Origin of the sequence: Aerococcus kribbianus (assembly GCF_026805545.1) — a bacterium.
Classification (GTDB): domain Bacteria; phylum Bacillota; class Bacilli; order Lactobacillales; family Aerococcaceae; genus Aerococcus; species Aerococcus kribbianus.
Genome location: NZ_JAPRFR010000001.1, coordinates 944543 through 962465 on the forward strand (window position 1 = coordinate 944543; position 17923 = coordinate 962465).

At 39.4% G+C, this 17923-nt stretch carries 15 protein-coding genes; 8 read left to right on the plus strand and 7 right to left on the minus strand.

Translation table 11 applies throughout. The features are described from left to right. Positions 1–2 precede the first annotated feature (2 nt). From OW157_RS04410 to OW157_RS04435, 6 genes are all read left to right on the plus strand, one after another. The gene (locus OW157_RS04410; protein ID WP_268752123.1) at positions 3–617 is read left to right on the plus strand and encodes an alpha/beta hydrolase; all 615 of its coding nucleotides are present in this window, start codon (positions 3–5) and stop codon (positions 615–617) included. Between the two features lie 18 nt (positions 618–635). Further along, positions 636–890: a DUF896 domain-containing protein gene (locus tag OW157_RS04415; protein WP_268752124.1), complete on the plus strand. Its 255-nt coding sequence runs from the start codon at positions 636–638 to the stop codon at positions 888–890. Between the two features lie 172 nt (positions 891–1062). Continuing rightward, the gene (locus OW157_RS04420) at positions 1063–1791 is read left to right on the plus strand and encodes a helix-turn-helix transcriptional regulator (RefSeq protein WP_268752125.1); all 729 of its coding nucleotides are present in this window, start codon (positions 1063–1065) and stop codon (positions 1789–1791) included. A gap of 456 nt (positions 1792–2247) precedes the next feature. Beyond that, positions 2248–3705, plus strand: coding sequence for an alpha/beta hydrolase domain-containing protein (locus tag OW157_RS04425; protein ID WP_268752126.1), 1458 nt, complete (start codon positions 2248–2250; stop codon positions 3703–3705). Between the two features lie 11 nt (positions 3706–3716). Beyond that, on the plus strand, positions 3717–5174 hold the full coding sequence (locus OW157_RS04430) for an MFS transporter (protein WP_268752127.1): 1458 nt from the start codon (positions 3717–3719) through the stop codon (positions 5172–5174). 471 nt (positions 5175–5645) lie between these two features. Continuing rightward, positions 5646–6920 carry a uracil-xanthine permease family protein gene (locus OW157_RS04435; RefSeq protein ID WP_417882742.1) on the plus strand — a complete coding sequence of 425 codons (1275 nt, stop codon included), beginning with the start codon at positions 5646–5648 and terminating at the stop codon, positions 6918–6920. A gap of 167 nt (positions 6921–7087) precedes the next feature. On the opposite strand, the gene proS is transcribed toward OW157_RS04435, so the two are convergent. Beyond that, positions 7088–8542, minus strand: a complete 1455-nt coding sequence (gene proS / locus OW157_RS04440; protein WP_268752128.1) for a proline--tRNA ligase — start codon at positions 8540–8542, stop codon at positions 7088–7090. 369 nt (positions 8543–8911) lie between these two features. On the opposite strand from proS, the gene OW157_RS04445 reads away from it, so the two are divergent. Further along, positions 8912–9949, plus strand: a complete 1038-nt coding sequence (locus OW157_RS04445; RefSeq protein WP_268752129.1) for an alpha/beta hydrolase fold domain-containing protein — start codon at positions 8912–8914, stop codon at positions 9947–9949. A gap of 20 nt (positions 9950–9969) precedes the next feature. Here OW157_RS04445 and OW157_RS04450 read toward each other — a convergent pair whose 3' ends face one another. The 6 genes from OW157_RS04450 to OW157_RS04475 form a co-directional block, all read right to left on the minus strand. Continuing rightward, positions 9970–10557 (minus strand): ECF transporter S component, encoded by a 588-nt coding sequence (locus tag OW157_RS04450; protein ID WP_268752130.1) that lies wholly within the window; start codon positions 10555–10557, stop codon positions 9970–9972. Between the two features lie 2 nt (positions 10558–10559). Continuing rightward, positions 10560–11171 carry an NUDIX hydrolase gene (locus tag OW157_RS04455; RefSeq protein ID WP_268752131.1) on the minus strand — a complete coding sequence of 204 codons (612 nt, stop codon included), beginning with the start codon at positions 11169–11171 and terminating at the stop codon, positions 10560–10562. 12 nt (positions 11172–11183) lie between these two features. Then, positions 11184–11834, minus strand: coding sequence for a fructose-6-phosphate aldolase (gene fsa, locus OW157_RS04460; RefSeq protein ID WP_268752132.1), 651 nt, complete (start codon positions 11832–11834; stop codon positions 11184–11186). A 45-nt stretch (positions 11835–11879) separates the two neighbouring features. After that, positions 11880–13874, minus strand: coding sequence for a transketolase (gene tkt, locus OW157_RS04465; RefSeq protein WP_268752133.1), 1995 nt, complete (start codon positions 13872–13874; stop codon positions 11880–11882). 72 nt (positions 13875–13946) lie between these two features. Next, a complete protein-coding gene (locus OW157_RS04470) occupies positions 13947–14756 on the minus strand; it encodes a Cof-type HAD-IIB family hydrolase (RefSeq protein ID WP_268752134.1) in 810 nt (269 codons plus the stop codon). Positions 14757–14769: 13 nt separating this feature from the next. Continuing rightward, positions 14770–16089, minus strand: coding sequence for an alpha-amylase family glycosyl hydrolase (locus OW157_RS04475; protein ID WP_268752135.1), 1320 nt, complete (start codon positions 16087–16089; stop codon positions 14770–14772). Positions 16090–16323: 234 nt separating this feature from the next. Between OW157_RS04475 and OW157_RS04480 the strand changes: the two genes are divergently transcribed. Beyond that, positions 16324–17796 (plus strand): NCS2 family permease, encoded by a 1473-nt coding sequence (locus tag OW157_RS04480; RefSeq protein WP_268752136.1) that lies wholly within the window; start codon positions 16324–16326, stop codon positions 17794–17796. Positions 17797–17923 lie beyond the last annotated feature (127 nt).

Below are 17923 nucleotides of genomic sequence, written 5' to 3' on the forward strand. Positions count from 1 at the left end.
CTATGTCATACACTTATCGTTATATCCCTAGTGACAAAGAAAACGCTAATACACTCTTGCTCCTACACGGAACGGGTGGCAACGAAAATGATCTCTTAGATATTGGTCGCTTTATCGATCCCAATGCCAACTTGCTCAGCCTAAGAGGTAATGAACCCGAAAATGGTATGAATCGATTTTTTAAACGCTTGGCTCCTGGCCAATTTGATGAAGAAAACTTGAAATACCATGTCCAAGACCTGTATACTTTTATTGCTGACCTTGCTCAGGAAAAAAAATTTGACGTGAATCGCATCATACCACTTGGCTATTCTAACGGGGCGAACCTAATTGCTGCTAGCCTTTACAGTTACGCCAACCCTTATTCGGCTGCCCTCTTACTCCATCCTATGGTCCCTTTCGCAGATGGCCCCAAAGAAAAGCTAGACAAAAGTCAAATCTTTATTGCTGCCGGTAATAACGACCCTATCTGTGCTCCAGAAGAAAGTCAACAACTCACTAAAGAGATTGAAGAAATGGGTGGCGAAGTTAATTTACACTGGGAAACAGCTGGCCATTCCATTACCAGTGACGAATTACGGGCCGCTAAAGAATGGTATGAGCGACTCAAATTCTAAATAAAGGAGTCTTAAGCCATGGATATGGATGCACTAATCAAACGAATCAATGAGCTAGCTAGTAAGCAAAAAGCTGGTAGCTTAACAGAAGAAGAAAAGGCCGAGCAAAAAGAACTACGGCAAACATACCTTAAACAATTCCGTTCTAACTTCAAGGAGGTCTTACTCAATACCAAAGTTGAAGACCCAGAAGGCAACGATGTCACGCCACAAAAAGTTAAAGACATCCAAGCTCAACGCAAACGCCAACAAGAAAGTAAGGACGGCGAATAAAAAGGGCTCAGTGCACAAATTAAACTTGCGCACTGAGCCTTTTAACTAAAATTTATTACAATTTAAATCGGATTCTAATCAATAAATATAACATTTCTCTTTAGGATAAAAGTTGGTTTTTTTACATTCTTTATATTAAAATAAATTTGAATTCAAAATAGGAGTACATTGTATGTCAATTAGTAAGAAAGAAATACTAACTAGTCATCATTATCGTTTTGAAATGTTAGAAGATATTCGCTCAGCTAAAATCGAGAAATATCAGCACCATTTAGACTTAGTGAGTTTAAAAGGAGATATATTTTCTCAATTAGGATTATCTAACCGAATCAAGACATCACATTTACGGTCAGCAAAAAACCATATGCTTTCTATGAATTCTATGTGTTGTTTGATGGCCGAATATGGCGGGCTTGACACCGTACTTTCTCACTATACAGCTGAAAAATACGCAATTTTAATTGAAGAAAGTCAATCATTAGGTCAACTGGATACTTTACTTTCTGAATTTCTTTACATCTATCTAGATCCTACTTATCGTAACTTTATTAATCATAAACTCACTTTTCAATCCCGTGTAGACCAATACATAGAAACTAATTTTATGAATAAACTAACAGTTCAGGACATAGCAGACCATTTCAACTTTAGTCGCGAATATATATCACGGAAGTATAAACAAGCTACCTATATAACAATAGGAGAAAAAATCAGTAAAGTTAGAATACGAGAAGCTCAAAAATTTTTAAGCCAAACAAATTTAAGTATTGTAGAAATTGCCTTACTAGTAGGATACAATTCATCACAGCACTTTTCAAAAGTTTTTAAAAACGCTTTATCAATTACCCCAAGTGATTATAGAAAGCTAAATATGTCACAAAATAACACAAATTTGTCATAATATAATAAGACTTTTTTAGGCGCTTACATTAACCTTTATGTAAGCGCTTTTGTTTTTTTGAGAAATACCAATGCCCAAAATTTGATATCCACATACAAGCTAGCTATGACCATGTTGTTAACAACAACCAAACTATCCCATCATTTAATAATTTTTTAAAAAATATAATCAACTTCTATTTTACCAAGAGCTTTTTTAACCAAGACTATGGCATTATTAATAAGAATCAAAACTTAAACGGTTAGAATTTATATTGGCCAAATAACATAATCAACTCTCTAAAGATCCTCATTACGCTTCGGAAGTGAAGATTCAGTACAAGTAGATGTACAATCACGTAATAGCTGTTCTAACGGAAAAATATTATCAACAAGAAACACCCTCAAAATTAGCTTAGTACTCTAATTTACTATAGTAATACAAAAATTTTTTGAATAATCTTAAGGAGAAATACGTATGAATCAAGATATTAACGACACAATAAAACAAAACATAAGTCAAGAAGGACCTATTCCAATTACTCAAGATAGTCACCCTTTTTCTGCTAACGCTTTTGCTCGTCAACCTGTTGACTTAACAGCCTATAAATATAAAGAAGAAGAGTATTTTATTTCTGGAAAAGCAAATATATATCAAGGTGAAAAAGTCGCTGAGGTTAAATACAGCAATCAACCTTATAAAACCCGTATTATGATAAGAAAACCCAACCCTGATCATTTTAGTGGTCGAGTATATTTAGATATATATAATGCTTCAAATGGTTATGATATCGAAGATGTATGGCGCCGATCTTACCAATATTATTTAGAGAATGGCCATATTTATATTGGAATAACATCTAAGCCAATCAATGTCCTTTCACTAAAAAATTTCGACTATAATCGCTATCAAAGTTTGAATTGGTCCAGTCCAGAAACTGCTCCTATGCCTACAACTATCAGTCCAACAATGTCAATACCTGGAACCGAAGAAGGATTAATATGGGATATAATTAGTCAATTAGGGTATGCTATAAAAAATAATTTACTAGAAGGCCTATCTAACTATCCTGTGCAAGAACTCTACCTAACCGGTCAATCGCAATCAGGTATGTATTTAAATTCTTATGTATATTATTTTCACCAGTTTGTAGAAAATATTTTTGATGGCTATTTAAATGTAGTCGGAGCAGGCGTTATGCGGGATCTTAATCAATACGAAAATCCAAACTCCTTTTTTTCAAGCAAAAAGCAATTACTTCCTAAACAGCTAAAACGCCCATTCATACTATTATCTTCCCAAGGAGATATCAATCTTTTCGAATCTATGGTTAATCGTAATCAAGTACTATCTGAAATAAATAATACTCTCGAGCCTATCAGACATTATGAGCTAGCGTCTAGCCCTCATACCGATCCAGCCTCACCCTTAATCCCTGATAATAGCGAAATTGTTAAAACTAAAAACCCTGCTAAGCTTTTAGATGGAGAATATAATTACACAGTCAACAACATTCAATTAGCTTATTATGTTAACAGTTGCCTTGAGGCTCTTCATAAATGGGCACAAGAAGACTATTGTCCGTCCGAAAATCTTTTAATTAATCGAGACAGCAAAGGTCATATAGATAAAGATGAATTTGGAAACGGTCGTGGAGGGCTCCGATCCGCTTATGTTGAGGTTCCAATAGCTCATTATCACGCTAATGCTATTGAACCTGGATACACAGATAAAAATCAATCAGCTAGTGTAAATGGTTCTATGGTTTATTTTAATACGAAATTATTACAGACCTTATATAAAGATAAGCAAGATTATTTAAAAAAATTTGCTAGTTATGTAAATCAACAAGTTAAAGAAAACTTTTTATTATCTAATGATGGTAAACGAATGATTGCTTGGTCAAAAGCAGTTGCTGAAGAGTTGTTTAATTAGGAGGGTATAGAATGACTGCTATTGAAGAAAAATATACTCCAGAAACTAATAAGTTATCTTGGAAGCATCGTGTAGGGTACGCAGCTGGAGACGCGGGTGGTGTTGTTACCTTAGTGATGGCTCAAACTTATATGAATCGTTATATCACAAATATCGTCGGAGTATCCTTTGAGACTTTATCAATTTTATTAATAGTTTGGAATATTTGGGATGCTTTAAACGATCCATTAATGGGCAATATTATAGACAGACTTTTTGAACATCGAAAAGCTTCGGATGATAAATTTAGACCTTGGATCTTAGCATCAATTCCTATTATATGCTTAGGACTTATAGCCTTATTCTCAGCACCATCTCATCTTAAAGGTATACTTGCTTTAGCAACACTTTTTATTACCAAAATCATTTATGAAGCAGGATATACTATGATTAATATTGCTATGGGATCAATTCAAGGAGTCATGGCAGTAAACGATACAGAACGGGCCACCCTCTCTTCTTTTCGAGGTTTAGGTTCAAACTTTGGAGCTTTAGTTGGTTCTATCGCTATTTCTCAAGTATTAGCCCATGTAGGTGAGAGTCAATTTGGCTACATGATTGCTTCAATAGTAGCGGCTTCATTGGCTGCTGTACTAATCTTTACCCATTATATATTTACAGAAGAACGTAATGAAGCTGCTAAATATGTGGACGAACATCAAGACTCTGTTAAATTTTCTGATATATGGTCAACTTTACGTCAAAATCCAGCCTATGTTGCCTTAATCGTTCACTCAATTTTTCTATCTTTCGGAGAAGCTATGTATAATGGAACTAGTTCATATATGGTAGCAGATGTGTTTGGAAATATTGGATTATTATCAATCGCTTCAATTGTACAAGTAACGGTATCAGTAATCATTCTTATATTTGTGCCTAAACTAGTCCAGTTTACCAATGGCTCAGTTAATCTATTGCGTATTATTATGGCGATTTCAATTACACTTTTTGTTTCTCTATTCTTTAGCTTAATGATTGCAGAATTACCAGGACTTGTTTATATTATTTGGGCAGGATCAGCCGCAACTTTATTAAATTTAGGTGTTCAATTACAATGGGGGTTGCTTGCTGAATCAGTAGACTACAATCAATTCACTCTTGGCAAACGTAATGAGGGAACTCTTTACGGTAGTTTCATGTTTTCTCGCCGACTTGGGCAAACTATCGCTCAATCCCTAGTAGTTCTAATAATTAGTTGGATAGGTTACAACCCTGACCTGACTAATGCAGGATTACGTCAAGCTGAATCAACAATTCGAGGATTGAGTATGACTAATTTAATAGGCCCTGCTCTAGGAGCTTTGGGATCTATTCTAGCTTTTACGATTATATGGAATATTAATGACGAAGTAAGAAAAGAAATTAGTCAATTTAAACAAAAGCAAGCACAACTTTATAAAGAAGAAATTGCAGCTGGTAAAATTGAATAACATTGAAGAAGCTGGGACCTCACAATCACCCAGCTTTTTTAATCTCATGTTTCGTTTAACAATAAATGTTTTTTATATAGACATTCACTTTTCCTTTACAATATAAAACACCCTCCACAACTATGGAGGGTGAAAAAGGAAAAAACAAAAATGAAAGGATGATGCAATCTTAATCAGAGGACAAGATTGCCTCACAGATAGTATATCATCTTCCCAACAATAATGAAAGGGTTTTTAGGAAACGTTTTCTTTTTTGCTTATTTTTATTTTCTATCTATCCACAATTTTGTTATCCTGATTTTTTCTTGCCAGATTGATTTTTCTCTGCTATACTTTCAAAAGTTAAGGACTTTTAAACTTATCCCGTGAGATAAGAAAAGAACATCACAGTTATAGCACATCCCTTGTGCCTAAAAGTCCTTTAGCAAAATAAAGGGCTTTTTCTATGCCCAAAAAGGAGTGCATGATTCGATGGAATCGTTAGACGTTAAGAAAAAAGAAATGCTTTTCCAACCGGAAGATACCCCACCTATTGGTCAAGGTTTGGTGATGAGTTTCCAACACATTTTTGCCATGTTTGGAGCAACTATTTTAGTCCCTTTGCTTTTAGGCATGCCGGTGTCAGTAGCCTTGTTTTGTTCGGGATTAGGCACATTGATTTATCAATTTGCTACTAAGAGCCAGGTCCCAGTTTATTTAGGGTCTTCCTTTGCCTTTATCGCAGCAATGAAATATGCGATTGAGCAAATGGGTGGCGATCCTTCTGCTGCCCAAACTGGGGTAATTATGACAGGGATTATTTATGTCATTGTCGCTCTCTTTGTCAAAGCTTTGGGGACCAAATGGATTGACTATATCTTACCGCCTATTGTTATTGGCCCTATGATTATTGTTATTGGTTTAGGTTTAGCGAGCTCGGCTGTTAGCAATGCTGACTTCATTGAGGGTGGAGACTGGCGTAATATGGTAGTAGCTGCTGCCACTTTCCTTATTTGTGCTTTTGTTAACACTCGCGGAAAAGGATTTATGCGGATTATTCCCTTTTTAATCGGTATTTTTGGCGGATACATAATTGCCTTAGTTCTAGGCTTAGTTGATTTTACACCTGTCATTGAAGCGCCATGGTTGCAATTACCTGAATTCTACCTTCCCTTTGCAACTGAACACTTTAATTCTTACCAGCTTTATTTCGGTCCGGAAGCTATGGCAATCTTACCAGTGGCCATTGTAACAATCTCCGAACATATTGGTGACCACACTGTCTTGAGTGAGATTGTCGGACGCCCTTTCCTCAAACAACCTGGACTCCACCGTACCCTTATCGGTGATGGGGTAGCCACCGCTGTTTCTGCCTTCTTGGGTGGACCTGCTAATACCACATATGGAGAAAATACTGGGGTTATTGGTATGACCAAGAACGCTTCTGTAAGTATTTTGAGAAACGCTGCTATTATTGCGATGTTCTTGGCATGTTTCGGTAAATTTACTGCCTTAATCACTACCATTCCAAACGCAGTACTAGGCGGTATGTCTATTCTCCTCTATGGTGTTATTGCTAGTAACGGGCTAAAGGTATTGATTGAACGTCAAGTAGACTTCAACCAAGTACGTAACCTGATTATTACTTCTGCTATGCTAGTACTCGGCTTAGGTGGTGCAGTTCTCGATATCGGTGTGGTGACCTTCTCAGGTACCGCCCTTGCCGCTATGACTGGTATTATCTTAAACTTGATCTTGCCAGAATAATTATTAAAAAATAATATACTAATAGTGAAAAATCCGGAGCAGTTCATTGATCAGTTGAACTTCTCCGGATTTTTTATTACTCACGTATATTATAGGGAACAGTTGGTGGCTATTCTTACAGTTACGCTCTTAAAGATAGTCCCACCGTTCCATTCATCACTTTCTTATTAATAAGCGCGGGCGAACCAGACGGTGTATTTGGCTGGTTTGCCTGAGTAGAGGTCAACTGATTTTTCCATCGGCGGGTCAAACGGAATGTTCCGGCTAGTGAAACCAGTAGCTTCTTTGATGGCAGCTTCTGATTCGTCAGTACCGTCCCAACCAGCTAATACCCAACCTGGTCGTTGACCATTTTCTTCGCATTTAGCAATATGAGCTTTTAGGTCTTCAAGCGTATCAATATCATAATGCTCATGGGTTTTGCGGAATTCCTTAGCCTTATCTAAGAGACGAACTTGCATGGTATCTAAGCGTTCCTGGATGGCTTCAGCTAACCCTTCTAAACGCAGACTTTCTTTATCATCAAGGTCACGCATTTTAATCATAACTTGGTCGTTAGCCATATCGCGAGGCCCAAATTCTACCCGTAATGGCACACCATGGACCTCAGCATCATTAAACTTATAACCAGCTGAATTATTAGAGTCATCCAAACGTACGCGTAAACCAGCATCTTGTAGCTCGCTCCGTAATTCAACTAAGCGATCTAGGACCTCAGGATTTTTCTTCATGTTACCCGCTGGAATAAGGACAACTTGAGTTGCTGCCATCTTCGGAGGCAAAACTAAGCCTTGTTCATCGCCATGAGTCATGATAAGTGCGCCTAACAGACGGGTTGATGTTCCCCATGAGGTCGTATAGGCCAAGACATGCTCATTGTCAGAGTTTAAATATTTGATATCAAAAGCATCAGCAAAGTTAGTACCCATATAATGAGAGGTTCCAGCTTGAACGGCTTTGGTGTCTTTCATCATGGCTTCGATTGAATAAGTATCGACCGCACCAGCAAAACGTTCAGAAGGCGTCTTCTGACCAGAATAAACTGGCATAGCTAATAGGTCTTCACATAACTCTTCATAAATTTTAAGCATCGTCATTGTCCGCTCTCTGGCTTCTTCTTCTGACGCATGAGCGGTATGACCTTCTTGCCACAAGAACTCTGAAGTCCGCAAGAATGGTAGGGTCCGTTTTTCCCAGCGGAAGACGTTGGCCCATTGGTTTAATTCCATTGGCAAGTCACGGTAAGAATTGATCCATTCTGACATCGCGCCCCCAATCACTGTTTCTGAGGTAGGGCGTAGCGCTAAACGTTCTTCTAATTCTTCACCAGCAGCTTCAGTGACCCATGGTAATTCAGGTGCAAAGCCTTCTACATGGTCTTTTTCCTTCAAGAAATAAGATTCTGGAATCAACATTGGGAAGTAAGCATTGCGGATACCTTCTGCTTGTAAACGTGCATTAAAGGCTTCCTTGTAGCGTTCCCATAGTTCATAGCCATCCGGTTTAAAAATAATTGTCCCTCTTACTGGTCCATAAGCAAACAAGTCCCCTTGCTGAATGGCTTGCAAATACCACTTTGAAAAATCAGTTTCTTGTAAATGTGTTTCAGCTTTTTTTCCCATTTATAACATCCTTTCTCATAATAAAAAAAGCACTTCATCCTAAAAGGACGAAATGCTCGCGGTGCCACCTTAATTAAGTCATGAAAATCTAGGATAACCCTAAAATTCATACTTCTCTCACTTAGTGGTAACGGAACTACCGTGCTGGATTAGAGCAAGTGACTATAGTAGGTTCACCATTGAGCGGGTTAGTCTTTGCAGCAAACAGACTCTCTCTAAATCCATCAATGATTACTAGGCTACAGCATTCAACACCTTGTATTATGCCCGACCCTAAGAACTTTGTCAACTTTTCCTCATTTTTTGACTTAGCTTATACATTGTTCCTTTAAATATTCCAGTATATAATAATGCTTAGGAGGGGTTAAAATGGTGACAAGAAAAACAAAAATGTTACTAAGCTTAGCAACAATTTTCTCGGGACTAAGATTAACTAAGGCTTATATCAATAATCGTAATAGCCACCGTAGCCTAAAAAGTCGCTTCATCGAAAACCAAGTACTACCTATTATTAATACCAAAGAAAAATTGGCTAATCCCAAGGTTTTTGCTGACTCTTTTAACCCTGACCGCTTACAACCTACCAAACAAAGATTGCCTAGACGTTGGCAGCGACGTTTTCAAATTCAAGCAATGACTGGTTACTCATTAAAAACCTACCATGTCCAAGCAGATAGCGACCACAGGGCAGAAACTATAATCCTATATCTCTATGGATCGGTTGAAGGGATTGAGATGCCTTACCTTCATTGGCAATTTTTGAGCCGCCTTGCTAACTATACAACAGCTTCAATTTATGTTCCCGAAATCCCGAGTCCCTTAGCTCACTCGGTTGATACTATTTACCAAGCTTTAGAAAATTATTATCGAGACTTACTGGAAGCCTATGACGCCAAACAAATTGTCGTCTTAGGCGCCTCATTAGGGGCTAGTATTGCGCTAGGTTTTAACGATTATCTCTACCGAGAAAAGCTTCCTCTGCCCCTACATACTGCCCTAATTTCACCTATCTTAAGCACTAAAATTGGTAATTATGTGTCTAGCCATGCCGACCAGCATGACGTCGTTTTAGCGCCCTACGGATTAGAGAAACTAATGGCGCGACTAGCTGGTAACCGTGATCTTGATGACCCACTGGTTAATCCAATTGCCACTGATTTTTCTCATCAAAGCAGCCTATCTCTCTATGTTGGTGGCAATGAATTATTGCTAGACTCTTGTCGACAATTTCTCGCTCGGGCCAACCGTGTCCAACACCGTATTTTTTATCAAGAATTCCCAGAAATGTTCCATCTCTTCCAACTCTATGATCTCACTGAAAGCTACCAACTCTTCGACTACATCGCCCGCTTCTTGTATTCAGACTCCCAAATGCATAATAATAACAAAAAAACGCAATCAAGTTAAAATTTTGACTGCGTTTTTATTTACACTAATTTCGATTGCTTAATTCCTCTAGCTAATGGCGTGGCTAATAGGGGGGTTAAAATTCCTGAAACTACGGCTTCTAATACACCATTACTCCCCATTGCCGCAATAAAGGTTGCCATTAAAGCGGTTTCTGGTATACCTAAAGCGTCAGCGTAGGATTCCCCAGCAAAAAGATAAATGGCAGTTAAGACGGTAACGGTATTAACAATTGAGCCAATAACCCCGGTTAAAGTGTAGCTTGTTTTAGTACTAAGATAACGACCTAAAAAATCCGCCACAACCCCCGAAATCCAACCCACCAATAAGCGTGGTAAGACTGACACCAAGGGATTAATAAATACGACAGACAAAATATCTGGCATCAACATGGCCTTAATCATCCGCAAGACACCCCATGATAAACCTAAAACAAAACCCGTCTTTCGTCCAAACAAACATGCTCCTACAATAACAGTAATATGAATGATTGTTGCCTGAATAGGCCCAATTGGAATATAACCAATCCCTGGCACAAAGGTTTGAATCACCAACACCGCAATTAATAAACTCAGCCGTGTCAGCTGCTTGGTTTTGTTTTCCATCATATTTACACGCTACTTTCTCTTATAATTTCAATAAATCTTTGGGTGAGTTTGGCAGTCATCCCCCATAAGAGATGGTCACCCACATCATAAAAGAGGATATCACGTTGGCTGCGATGATGGAAGGGATAATCTTCACCTCCAGGAATCCGATGATAAGGAAAATTTTCATCCATGTGACTTTCACTATAAATCGAATAGCTTTCCGGTTCTTGATTCATGAGGTGACTTAGGGATACTGCAAAGGCATAAGCTACCTCATCTTGATTAATTGATAAATCGTCTAAAGAATCAATAGCAATTTCACCAACAAAACAAGCGATAATACGATTGCCACTAACGAGGTAATCCATCTCACCCAATAATTCGATTTGTTCTGCTCGTACACCTAACTCTTCACAACATTCCCGCACCGCTGCCTGGGCAAAACTCTCATTTGCCTCTACTCGGCCCCCTGGAAAGGATGTATCCCCACCCTGGGAAATACCATAAGCGCGCGATTCAAAAAGAACCACGCGCTTACCATCAATTGTCACAATGGGTATGAGGACAGCGTAATAATGACTAACACCTAAGGGACGAGCAGAATACTGCGAAAAGATTGCTCGTAAATTCATAGTTTACTCCTATTATTTTGCCTCTTGATAAGCTTGCCAATCTTTTAGAAAACCAGCAATCCCTTTGTCAGTTAGAACATGGCCCCATAATTTAGGGAAGAGGCTTCCTGGTACAGTGGCAATATGAGCTCCGGCCAGGGCGGCACCTTCAAAATGACCGATATGACGGATTGACGCTGCAATAATTTCGGCATCATAGCCATAAGTATCTAAGACTTCACGCAATTCAGCAATCAATTTAAGCCCATCTTGTCCCATATCATCAATACGACCAATAAATGGTGAAATATAAGTGGCGCCCGCTTTAGCTGCTAGTAAACCTTGGGCAACTGAGAAAATTAAAGTCACGTTGGTCTTGATTCCTTCCTGAGACAATGTATTCACAGCCTTTAACCCTGCTTCTGTCATAGGAATTTTCACCACAACATTATCTGCCCATTTAGCCAATTGTCTGGCTTCAGATAGCATTTCTTCATATTCTAGTCCCACTACTTCAGCCGACACTGGTCCACTAACAGTATTAGCGATGTCTTTGATGACTTCTTCAAAGTCGCGACCTTCCTTAGCAACTAAAGATGGATTAGTTGTCACACCATCCACTAAACCTAGGTCATTAATACGTTTGATCTCATCAATATTGGCAGTATCTAAGAAAAATTTCATGACCTCTCTCCTTCTTGGCTAATTACCAGTGTCCTAATAATCATCTTACAAACTTTGATAAGTGGCAACCACATTCTCAGGGGTAAAGCCATAAGCTTCTTGAACCACTTGCCCCTTACCTGAAGCACCAAAATTATCAATCCCTAATACTTTACCGTTAAGACCAACATAACGTTCCCAACCAAATGACGATCCCATTTCAATGGCAAGCCGTTTAGTGACCGCAGCTGGAAGTACACTTTCTTGGTAACTTGAATCTTGCTCATTAAAGAGCTCTTGAGATGGCATAGAAACAACTTGCACATCATGGCCAGCATCTAACAATTGTTTTTGTGCTTCAATAGCTAGGGCCACTTCTGAACCTGTTGCGATTAAAATTCCTTCTGGCTTTTGACCTTGAGCAGGTGAAATCACATAGGCTCCTCGCTCAACACCTGTAGCCGCTAATTCTTGACTATTTTCTAATACTGGCAAGTTTTGCCGACTAAGAACCAATAAATTAGGACGATCAGTCGCATTTAAGGCAATCCGCCAAGCTGCATTCACTTCATTTCCATCGGCTGGTCGAATCACGTTAACGTTATGCATGGCTCTAAAGGAAGCCAATTGTTCTACCGGTTCATGGGTTGGTCCATCTTCACCAACACCAATAGAGTCATGGGTAAAGACATAGGTCACTGGTAAATGAGATAGAGCAGCCAATCGAATGGCAGGACGCACATAATCTGAGAAGACAAAGAATGTGCCTGCATAAGTTTTTGACCCTCCGTGTAAGGCAATACCATTCATGGCTGCACCCATGGCAAACTCTCTTACTCCATACCAAATGTTTCGTCCTTGGTATTGACCGGCTTGGAAATCCTGGTCTTCATCATTCATAGTGTTATTGGATGAAGATAAGTCAGCTGACCCTCCCCAGAATTCTGGTAAGGCCTTACCAATAGCCTGAATGGCTGCTTGGCTAGTTTTACGTGACGCTTTAGCTTCATCACCATACTGGTAAACGGGTAAGTCTTTATCCCAATCAGCTGGTAGTTCACCTGAATAAGCTCGTAAGAATTGTTTAGCTAAATCAGGATTTTCTTCTTGGTAATCATTGAATGTCGCCTGCCAATCCGCCATGGCTTGCTTACCATCTTCTAAAATCACTTCATGGAAATGATTATAAATCGCTTGAGGAATATCAAAACGATCATATTTCCAACCATAGTTAGATTTGGCAAAGGCAGACCCTTCTTCACCAAGCGGTGCCCCGTGCACTTGACTAGTTCCTTGATTTTCAGCGCCATAACCAATCACTGTCTTAACTTCGATTAATGTCGGTTGATCAGTGTTTTCTTTGGCTTGGCTAATAGCCGCATCAATGGCGTCTAAGTCATTACCATCTTCTACACGAAGATATTGCCAACCATAAGCTTGGAAACGGTCACCAACATTTTCGGTAAAAGCTTTTGAGGTTGGCCCATCCAAGGAGATATCATTTGAGTCATAAAGCATAATTAACTTACCTAGTTTCAAATGACCAGCAAGTGAGGCTGCTTCCTGAGACACGCCTTCCATTAAGTCACCATCACCACATAAGGCAAAGGTATAATGGTCAACAATTTTATGCGCATCCGTATTATAGATAGCCGCATCATGGGCTTCTGCCATGGCCATTCCAACTGCGTTCCCAATCCCTTGTCCTAGAGGGCCTGTAGTTGCTTCTACACCATCAGTATAATGAACTTCTGGATGACCGGGCGTTTTAGATTCATATTGACGGAAATTTTTCAAATCTTCTAATGAAATTTGATAGCCAGATAGGTGGAGCATGCTGTAGAGCATGGCTGACCCATGACCAGCAGATAAAACGAAACGGTCACGGTTAGTCCAATGAGATTCTAGAGGGTTTTGATGCATATGATTGGCCCAGAGCACATAAGCCATCGGAGCTGCTCCCATAGGTAAGCCTGGGTGGCCGGAACCGGCTTCATCAATCATATCCATACTCAAGGTACGAATAGCATTAATTGCATCTAATTTCACTTGTTCTACCATTTTTTCGACTCCTTTTTTGGGTATTCTTAGTCAAAGTATAGCAAAGTATGGTCCATAATACTATTTATTCTCCTAGTCTTGGTCTTTAAAAACTAAGGCTTCCAAGGCTTGTGCAATCCCTTCATCATCATTACTGCTAGTGACATAATCGCTGATTTCTTTGAGCTCTGGGATGGCATTACCCATAGCAACACCCATCCCTGCCCATTCAATCATAGATTGATCATTATTTTGATCACCAAAAGTCATTACTTCGCTCTTAGCCAAACCTAGTTGGTCGGCCAAAATTGCTAGGGAACTTCCTTTATCAATTCCTTTAGGATTAAACTCTAAAAAGTAAGGCTCACTCTTAACGATAGAAAATCGGTTGGGGTAATCAGCCGGCAGTTGAGACTGTATCTGGTCCAATAATTTAGGCGGTCCAGTAAACATAACTTTGGTAGTGCCTTCTGTTAAGTCATCTAAGTCAATGACAGTAATGGGCATATCGACAAGTTTTTCTTCAATCGTCATATAGTCATGTTGGGGCGCTTGCGGCGTTAAGAGTTGGGTATCATTATAGAAATGTATATCCACGCCACCTTCTTGAGCTTGATGAGCTAACTCTTTCACCTCTTCTAGCGACAGCTGACTTTGAGTCACCACTTGGCCACTATGGAGGTCTTTCACTAGCCCGCCATTAAAACAAGACACATAATCAATCAGGTCAGCACCGACCTTATCGGCAATCAGTTCTACACCATGAAATGGACGTCCTGAAGAAATCACTACTTTATGTCCTAAGTCATGTAATTTTTCTAGGGCAGCTTGAGTTTTCAGGGTCACTTCTTTGTCAGAATTAACTAAGGTACCATCAACATCAAAGGCAAATAATTGATACATAATCGTCTCCTTTTTATTTAAAGCGAGGAATTTCTATTTCTCCTTGGTATTCGATAATCACAGGTTGGTCTCCAACCTGAATCCCGTCTTGGTCCACATGATAAATTTGGTCATCGTAGAGGGAGTGGTAGTCTCCTTTAGGAATATCTAGGGGAATATGATAAGTTTCTTGGTCTGGGCGTAATTTAAAGCTTGCGAACAGGTGACGGTCATAATAATGGTAGGAACATAAGAGCACATTAGGTGGACAGGCTTGGACGACATAATACCCATTCTTACATTCTTCACGTTTCTTAATCTTAGCCATAGTCGCAATCACTGATGATAAATCTGTCTTCACAGTCCAATCTATGGCGTCCTTATGGCGAAAATTGATTTCCTTATTGATACCATATTCTTGACCCATCATAAGGGCAGCTGATCCTTTTTGAAAGAAGGAGAAAGCTGTCCAGTTGGCTAACATTTGTGGCTCTTGAACGCCTTGCGCCAAGCGTGGATGACCAATGTATTCTAATGACTGCAAGCGCACTGCTGTTGACGGGGTATTTAGTTCAGACCAGTTCAAAAAGTAGGCAAAATTTTCTAAGGATAAGTCCCCTTTATAGAATTTCTGGCACCAAGCCATGTGAGCGCCATTATCAATTAAGTCAAAATACGCAGACAACTCACTAAAGGTAAGATAAGGAATATCACCGATACAAATTTCTTGCATGAAACGGTTAGGCATCACACCCGCCAACCAATAAAAATATGGGTGAACGTCTTCAACTTCTGCTCGTGCTGATGCCCAAAATTCTGGACGTACCAACTGCGAATGGTTAGCTGAAAAACCATCAACCAAAGTCGCCCAATACTCTAACCGTTCAATCAAATAGTCCCATAATTTTGGGTTAGTATAATCTAAATCGTATGAAGTGTCATAAACACTCATCCGACTCATAAAGTTACCCTCTTCATCCTGCAAGAAAAACTCTGGATGTTCTGACACTAATTTCGAGTCACGGGCCAAATGGAAGAGTTGCAAATTAATAACGGCCTGCATGCCTAACTCATGAATGGCATCGACCAAGGCCTGGAAATCCTCTAAGCTACCATATTCAGGATTCACTCCATCAAAATCTTTGATAATAAAGGGGTTCCCTTCATTGTCTTCACTCTGAACCAATTGAGTGGTGGGGAATATCGACTGAAAGACAATAATATCCACACCTAATGCCTGTAAACGTGGTAAATCAGGAATGACTGCTCGGAAAGTCCCCTCAGTCGTATAATTCCTTACATATAAATAATACACTAGCTTATGCCGTAAGGTGAGATTGGTTACCTTGGCCATGCGACTACCTCCCTAATTTGACTACTCTCCCCTACACTTTATCACATAATTTACATTAGTGAAAGCGATTAAAAATCAGCTGTAAAAACGAATTATTGGCTAACTAAGGGTAAAACAAACCGCTAAACACGAACATTAATTTTTATGAATGCAAAAATTATTCGTATTTAATCTTGATTTCCTTATAGAATGCCGTATAATAAGGAGGTAAATTATTGAAAAGGAGATTTATTCATGTCTAAGCTTGCCGAATTCTTCCATGTGCAAGAAGAGGGGTCATCCGTTTCTACAGAAATTATTGCGGGATTATCCACTTTCTTCGCTATGTCTTATATCATTTTTGTTAACCCAGCTATTTTGTCTGAAACGGGAATGCCTTACCAAGGTGTTTTCCTAGCTACGCTCATTTCATCAGCATTGGCTACTTTATTTATTGGCTTATTCGCTAATGTCCCTTATGCTCTAGCGCCAGGGATGGGATTGAATGCCTTCTTTACCTATACTGTTTGTTTTAGCCTAGGCTTTACTTGGCAAGAAGCTCTCGCTATGGTCTTCATCTGTGGCTTATTCAACATTGTCATCACTGTGACGCGTTTCCGCCAACTTATTATTGCAGCTATCCCTGTTAGCCTACAACATGCGATTTCTACTGGGATTGGGATGTTCGTCGCCTATATCGGAATTAAAAACGCCGGATTCATTACCTTTACCTCTGATCCTGGTAGCATTGCTTCAATTAATGGCCAAGCCTTTGACGCTAGTCAGTCCCTTTATGAAGGTGGGATCAATACCATTATCTCTACAGGAGGCGCTGTTCCAGGCATCACGTCTTTCACTGACCAAACGTCATTACTGGCTTTAGCAGGTTTAATTTTAACTATTATTTTAATGCTTCGCGGAGTCAAGGGCGCCATTTTAATCGGAATTATTGCAATAAGTGTGATTAATGTCATCATTAATCCGGATGTCTTAAGCACCTTGAATTTTGACCAATCCGGATTGGGTGCTTCCTTTGCTGACTTGGGTACAACCTTTGGAGCGGCTTTTGGTCAAGAAGGGATGCTATCACTCTTCTCTGATCCTGCTCGTCTCCCCTTAGTAATCATGACTATCTTCGCCTTCTCCTTATCCGATGTTTTTGATACAATCGGTACCTTTATCGGAACAGGCCGGTCATCTGGTATCTTCTCAGAAGCAGACATTAAAAACATGTCTAAAGCAGGGATGATGAACACTAAATTGGACAAGGCCTTATTCGGAGATGTTGTGGGTACTTCACTAGGAGCCATTTTTGGTACATCTAATACCACTGTTTTTGCCGAATCAACTGTTGGAATTGGAAATGGTGGTCGAACTGGATTAACTTCTACAGTGGTTGCTATTTGTTTTGCCGCTTGTATCTTCTTATCACCATTTATTAGCTTAGTACCAGGAGCGGCAACGGCACCAGCCCTAATCATTGTTGGTATTATGATGATGTCTTCTGTCCAAGAAATTGACTGGTCCGACTTTACTGAAGCCGTACCTGCCTTCTTTGCTTCAGTATTTATGGCTTACGCTTATTCAATTTCTTATGGGATCGCTGCTGGTTTCATCTTCTACTGTATTGTTAAAACAGTGAACGGTGAGAGCAAAGAAGTTCATCCAATTATTTGGGGTGCTTCTGCTCTATTCTTAATTAACTTTGTCGTCATGGCAATTCTTTAAGCGACCGTCCCAAAAACTTGAATGAATGGCTGAGTAGCCACCTTTCATAAAATTATCTAATCGTTTCCATTAGTAAACCATTGACTCAAACCAGTAATGGTGTCATTCAGTTAAATTTTTGGGCTAG

Bases quoted from the DNA above. Each gene is read 5' to 3' on its own strand.
- OW157_RS04430 (WP_268752127.1), top strand. From the start codon at position 3,717: ATGACTGCTATTGAAGAAAAATATACTCCAGAAACTAATAAGTTATCT.
- proS (WP_268752128.1), bottom strand. From the start codon at position 8,542: ATGGGAAAAAAAGCTGAAACACATTTACAAGAAACTGATTTTTCAAAG.
- tkt (WP_268752133.1), bottom strand. From the start codon at position 13,874: ATGGTAGAACAAGTGAAATTAGATGCAATTAATGCTATTCGTACCTTG.
- OW157_RS04450 (WP_268752130.1), bottom strand. From the start codon at position 10,557: ATGATGGAAAACAAAACCAAGCAGCTGACACGGCTGAGTTTATTAATT.
- OW157_RS04480 (WP_268752136.1), top strand. From the start codon at position 16,324: ATGTCTAAGCTTGCCGAATTCTTCCATGTGCAAGAAGAGGGGTCATCC.
- OW157_RS04435 (WP_417882742.1), top strand. From the start codon at position 5,646: ATGGAATCGTTAGACGTTAAGAAAAAAGAAATGCTTTTCCAACCGGAA.
- OW157_RS04445 (WP_268752129.1), top strand. From the start codon at position 8,912: ATGGTGACAAGAAAAACAAAAATGTTACTAAGCTTAGCAACAATTTTC.
- OW157_RS04475 (WP_268752135.1), bottom strand. From the start codon at position 16,089: ATGGCCAAGGTAACCAATCTCACCTTACGGCATAAGCTAGTGTATTAT.
- OW157_RS04470 (WP_268752134.1), bottom strand. From the start codon at position 14,756: ATGTATCAATTATTTGCCTTTGATGTTGATGGTACCTTAGTTAATTCT.
- OW157_RS04410 (WP_268752123.1), top strand. From the start codon at position 3: ATGTCATACACTTATCGTTATATCCCTAGTGACAAAGAAAACGCTAAT.
- OW157_RS04425 (WP_268752126.1), top strand. From the start codon at position 2,248: ATGAATCAAGATATTAACGACACAATAAAACAAAACATAAGTCAAGAA.
- OW157_RS04420 (WP_268752125.1), top strand. From the start codon at position 1,063: ATGTCAATTAGTAAGAAAGAAATACTAACTAGTCATCATTATCGTTTT.
- OW157_RS04455 (WP_268752131.1), bottom strand. From the start codon at position 11,171: ATGAATTTACGAGCAATCTTTTCGCAGTATTCTGCTCGTCCCTTAGGT.
- OW157_RS04415 (WP_268752124.1), top strand. From the start codon at position 636: ATGGATATGGATGCACTAATCAAACGAATCAATGAGCTAGCTAGTAAG.
- fsa (WP_268752132.1), bottom strand. From the start codon at position 11,834: ATGAAATTTTTCTTAGATACTGCCAATATTGATGAGATCAAACGTATT.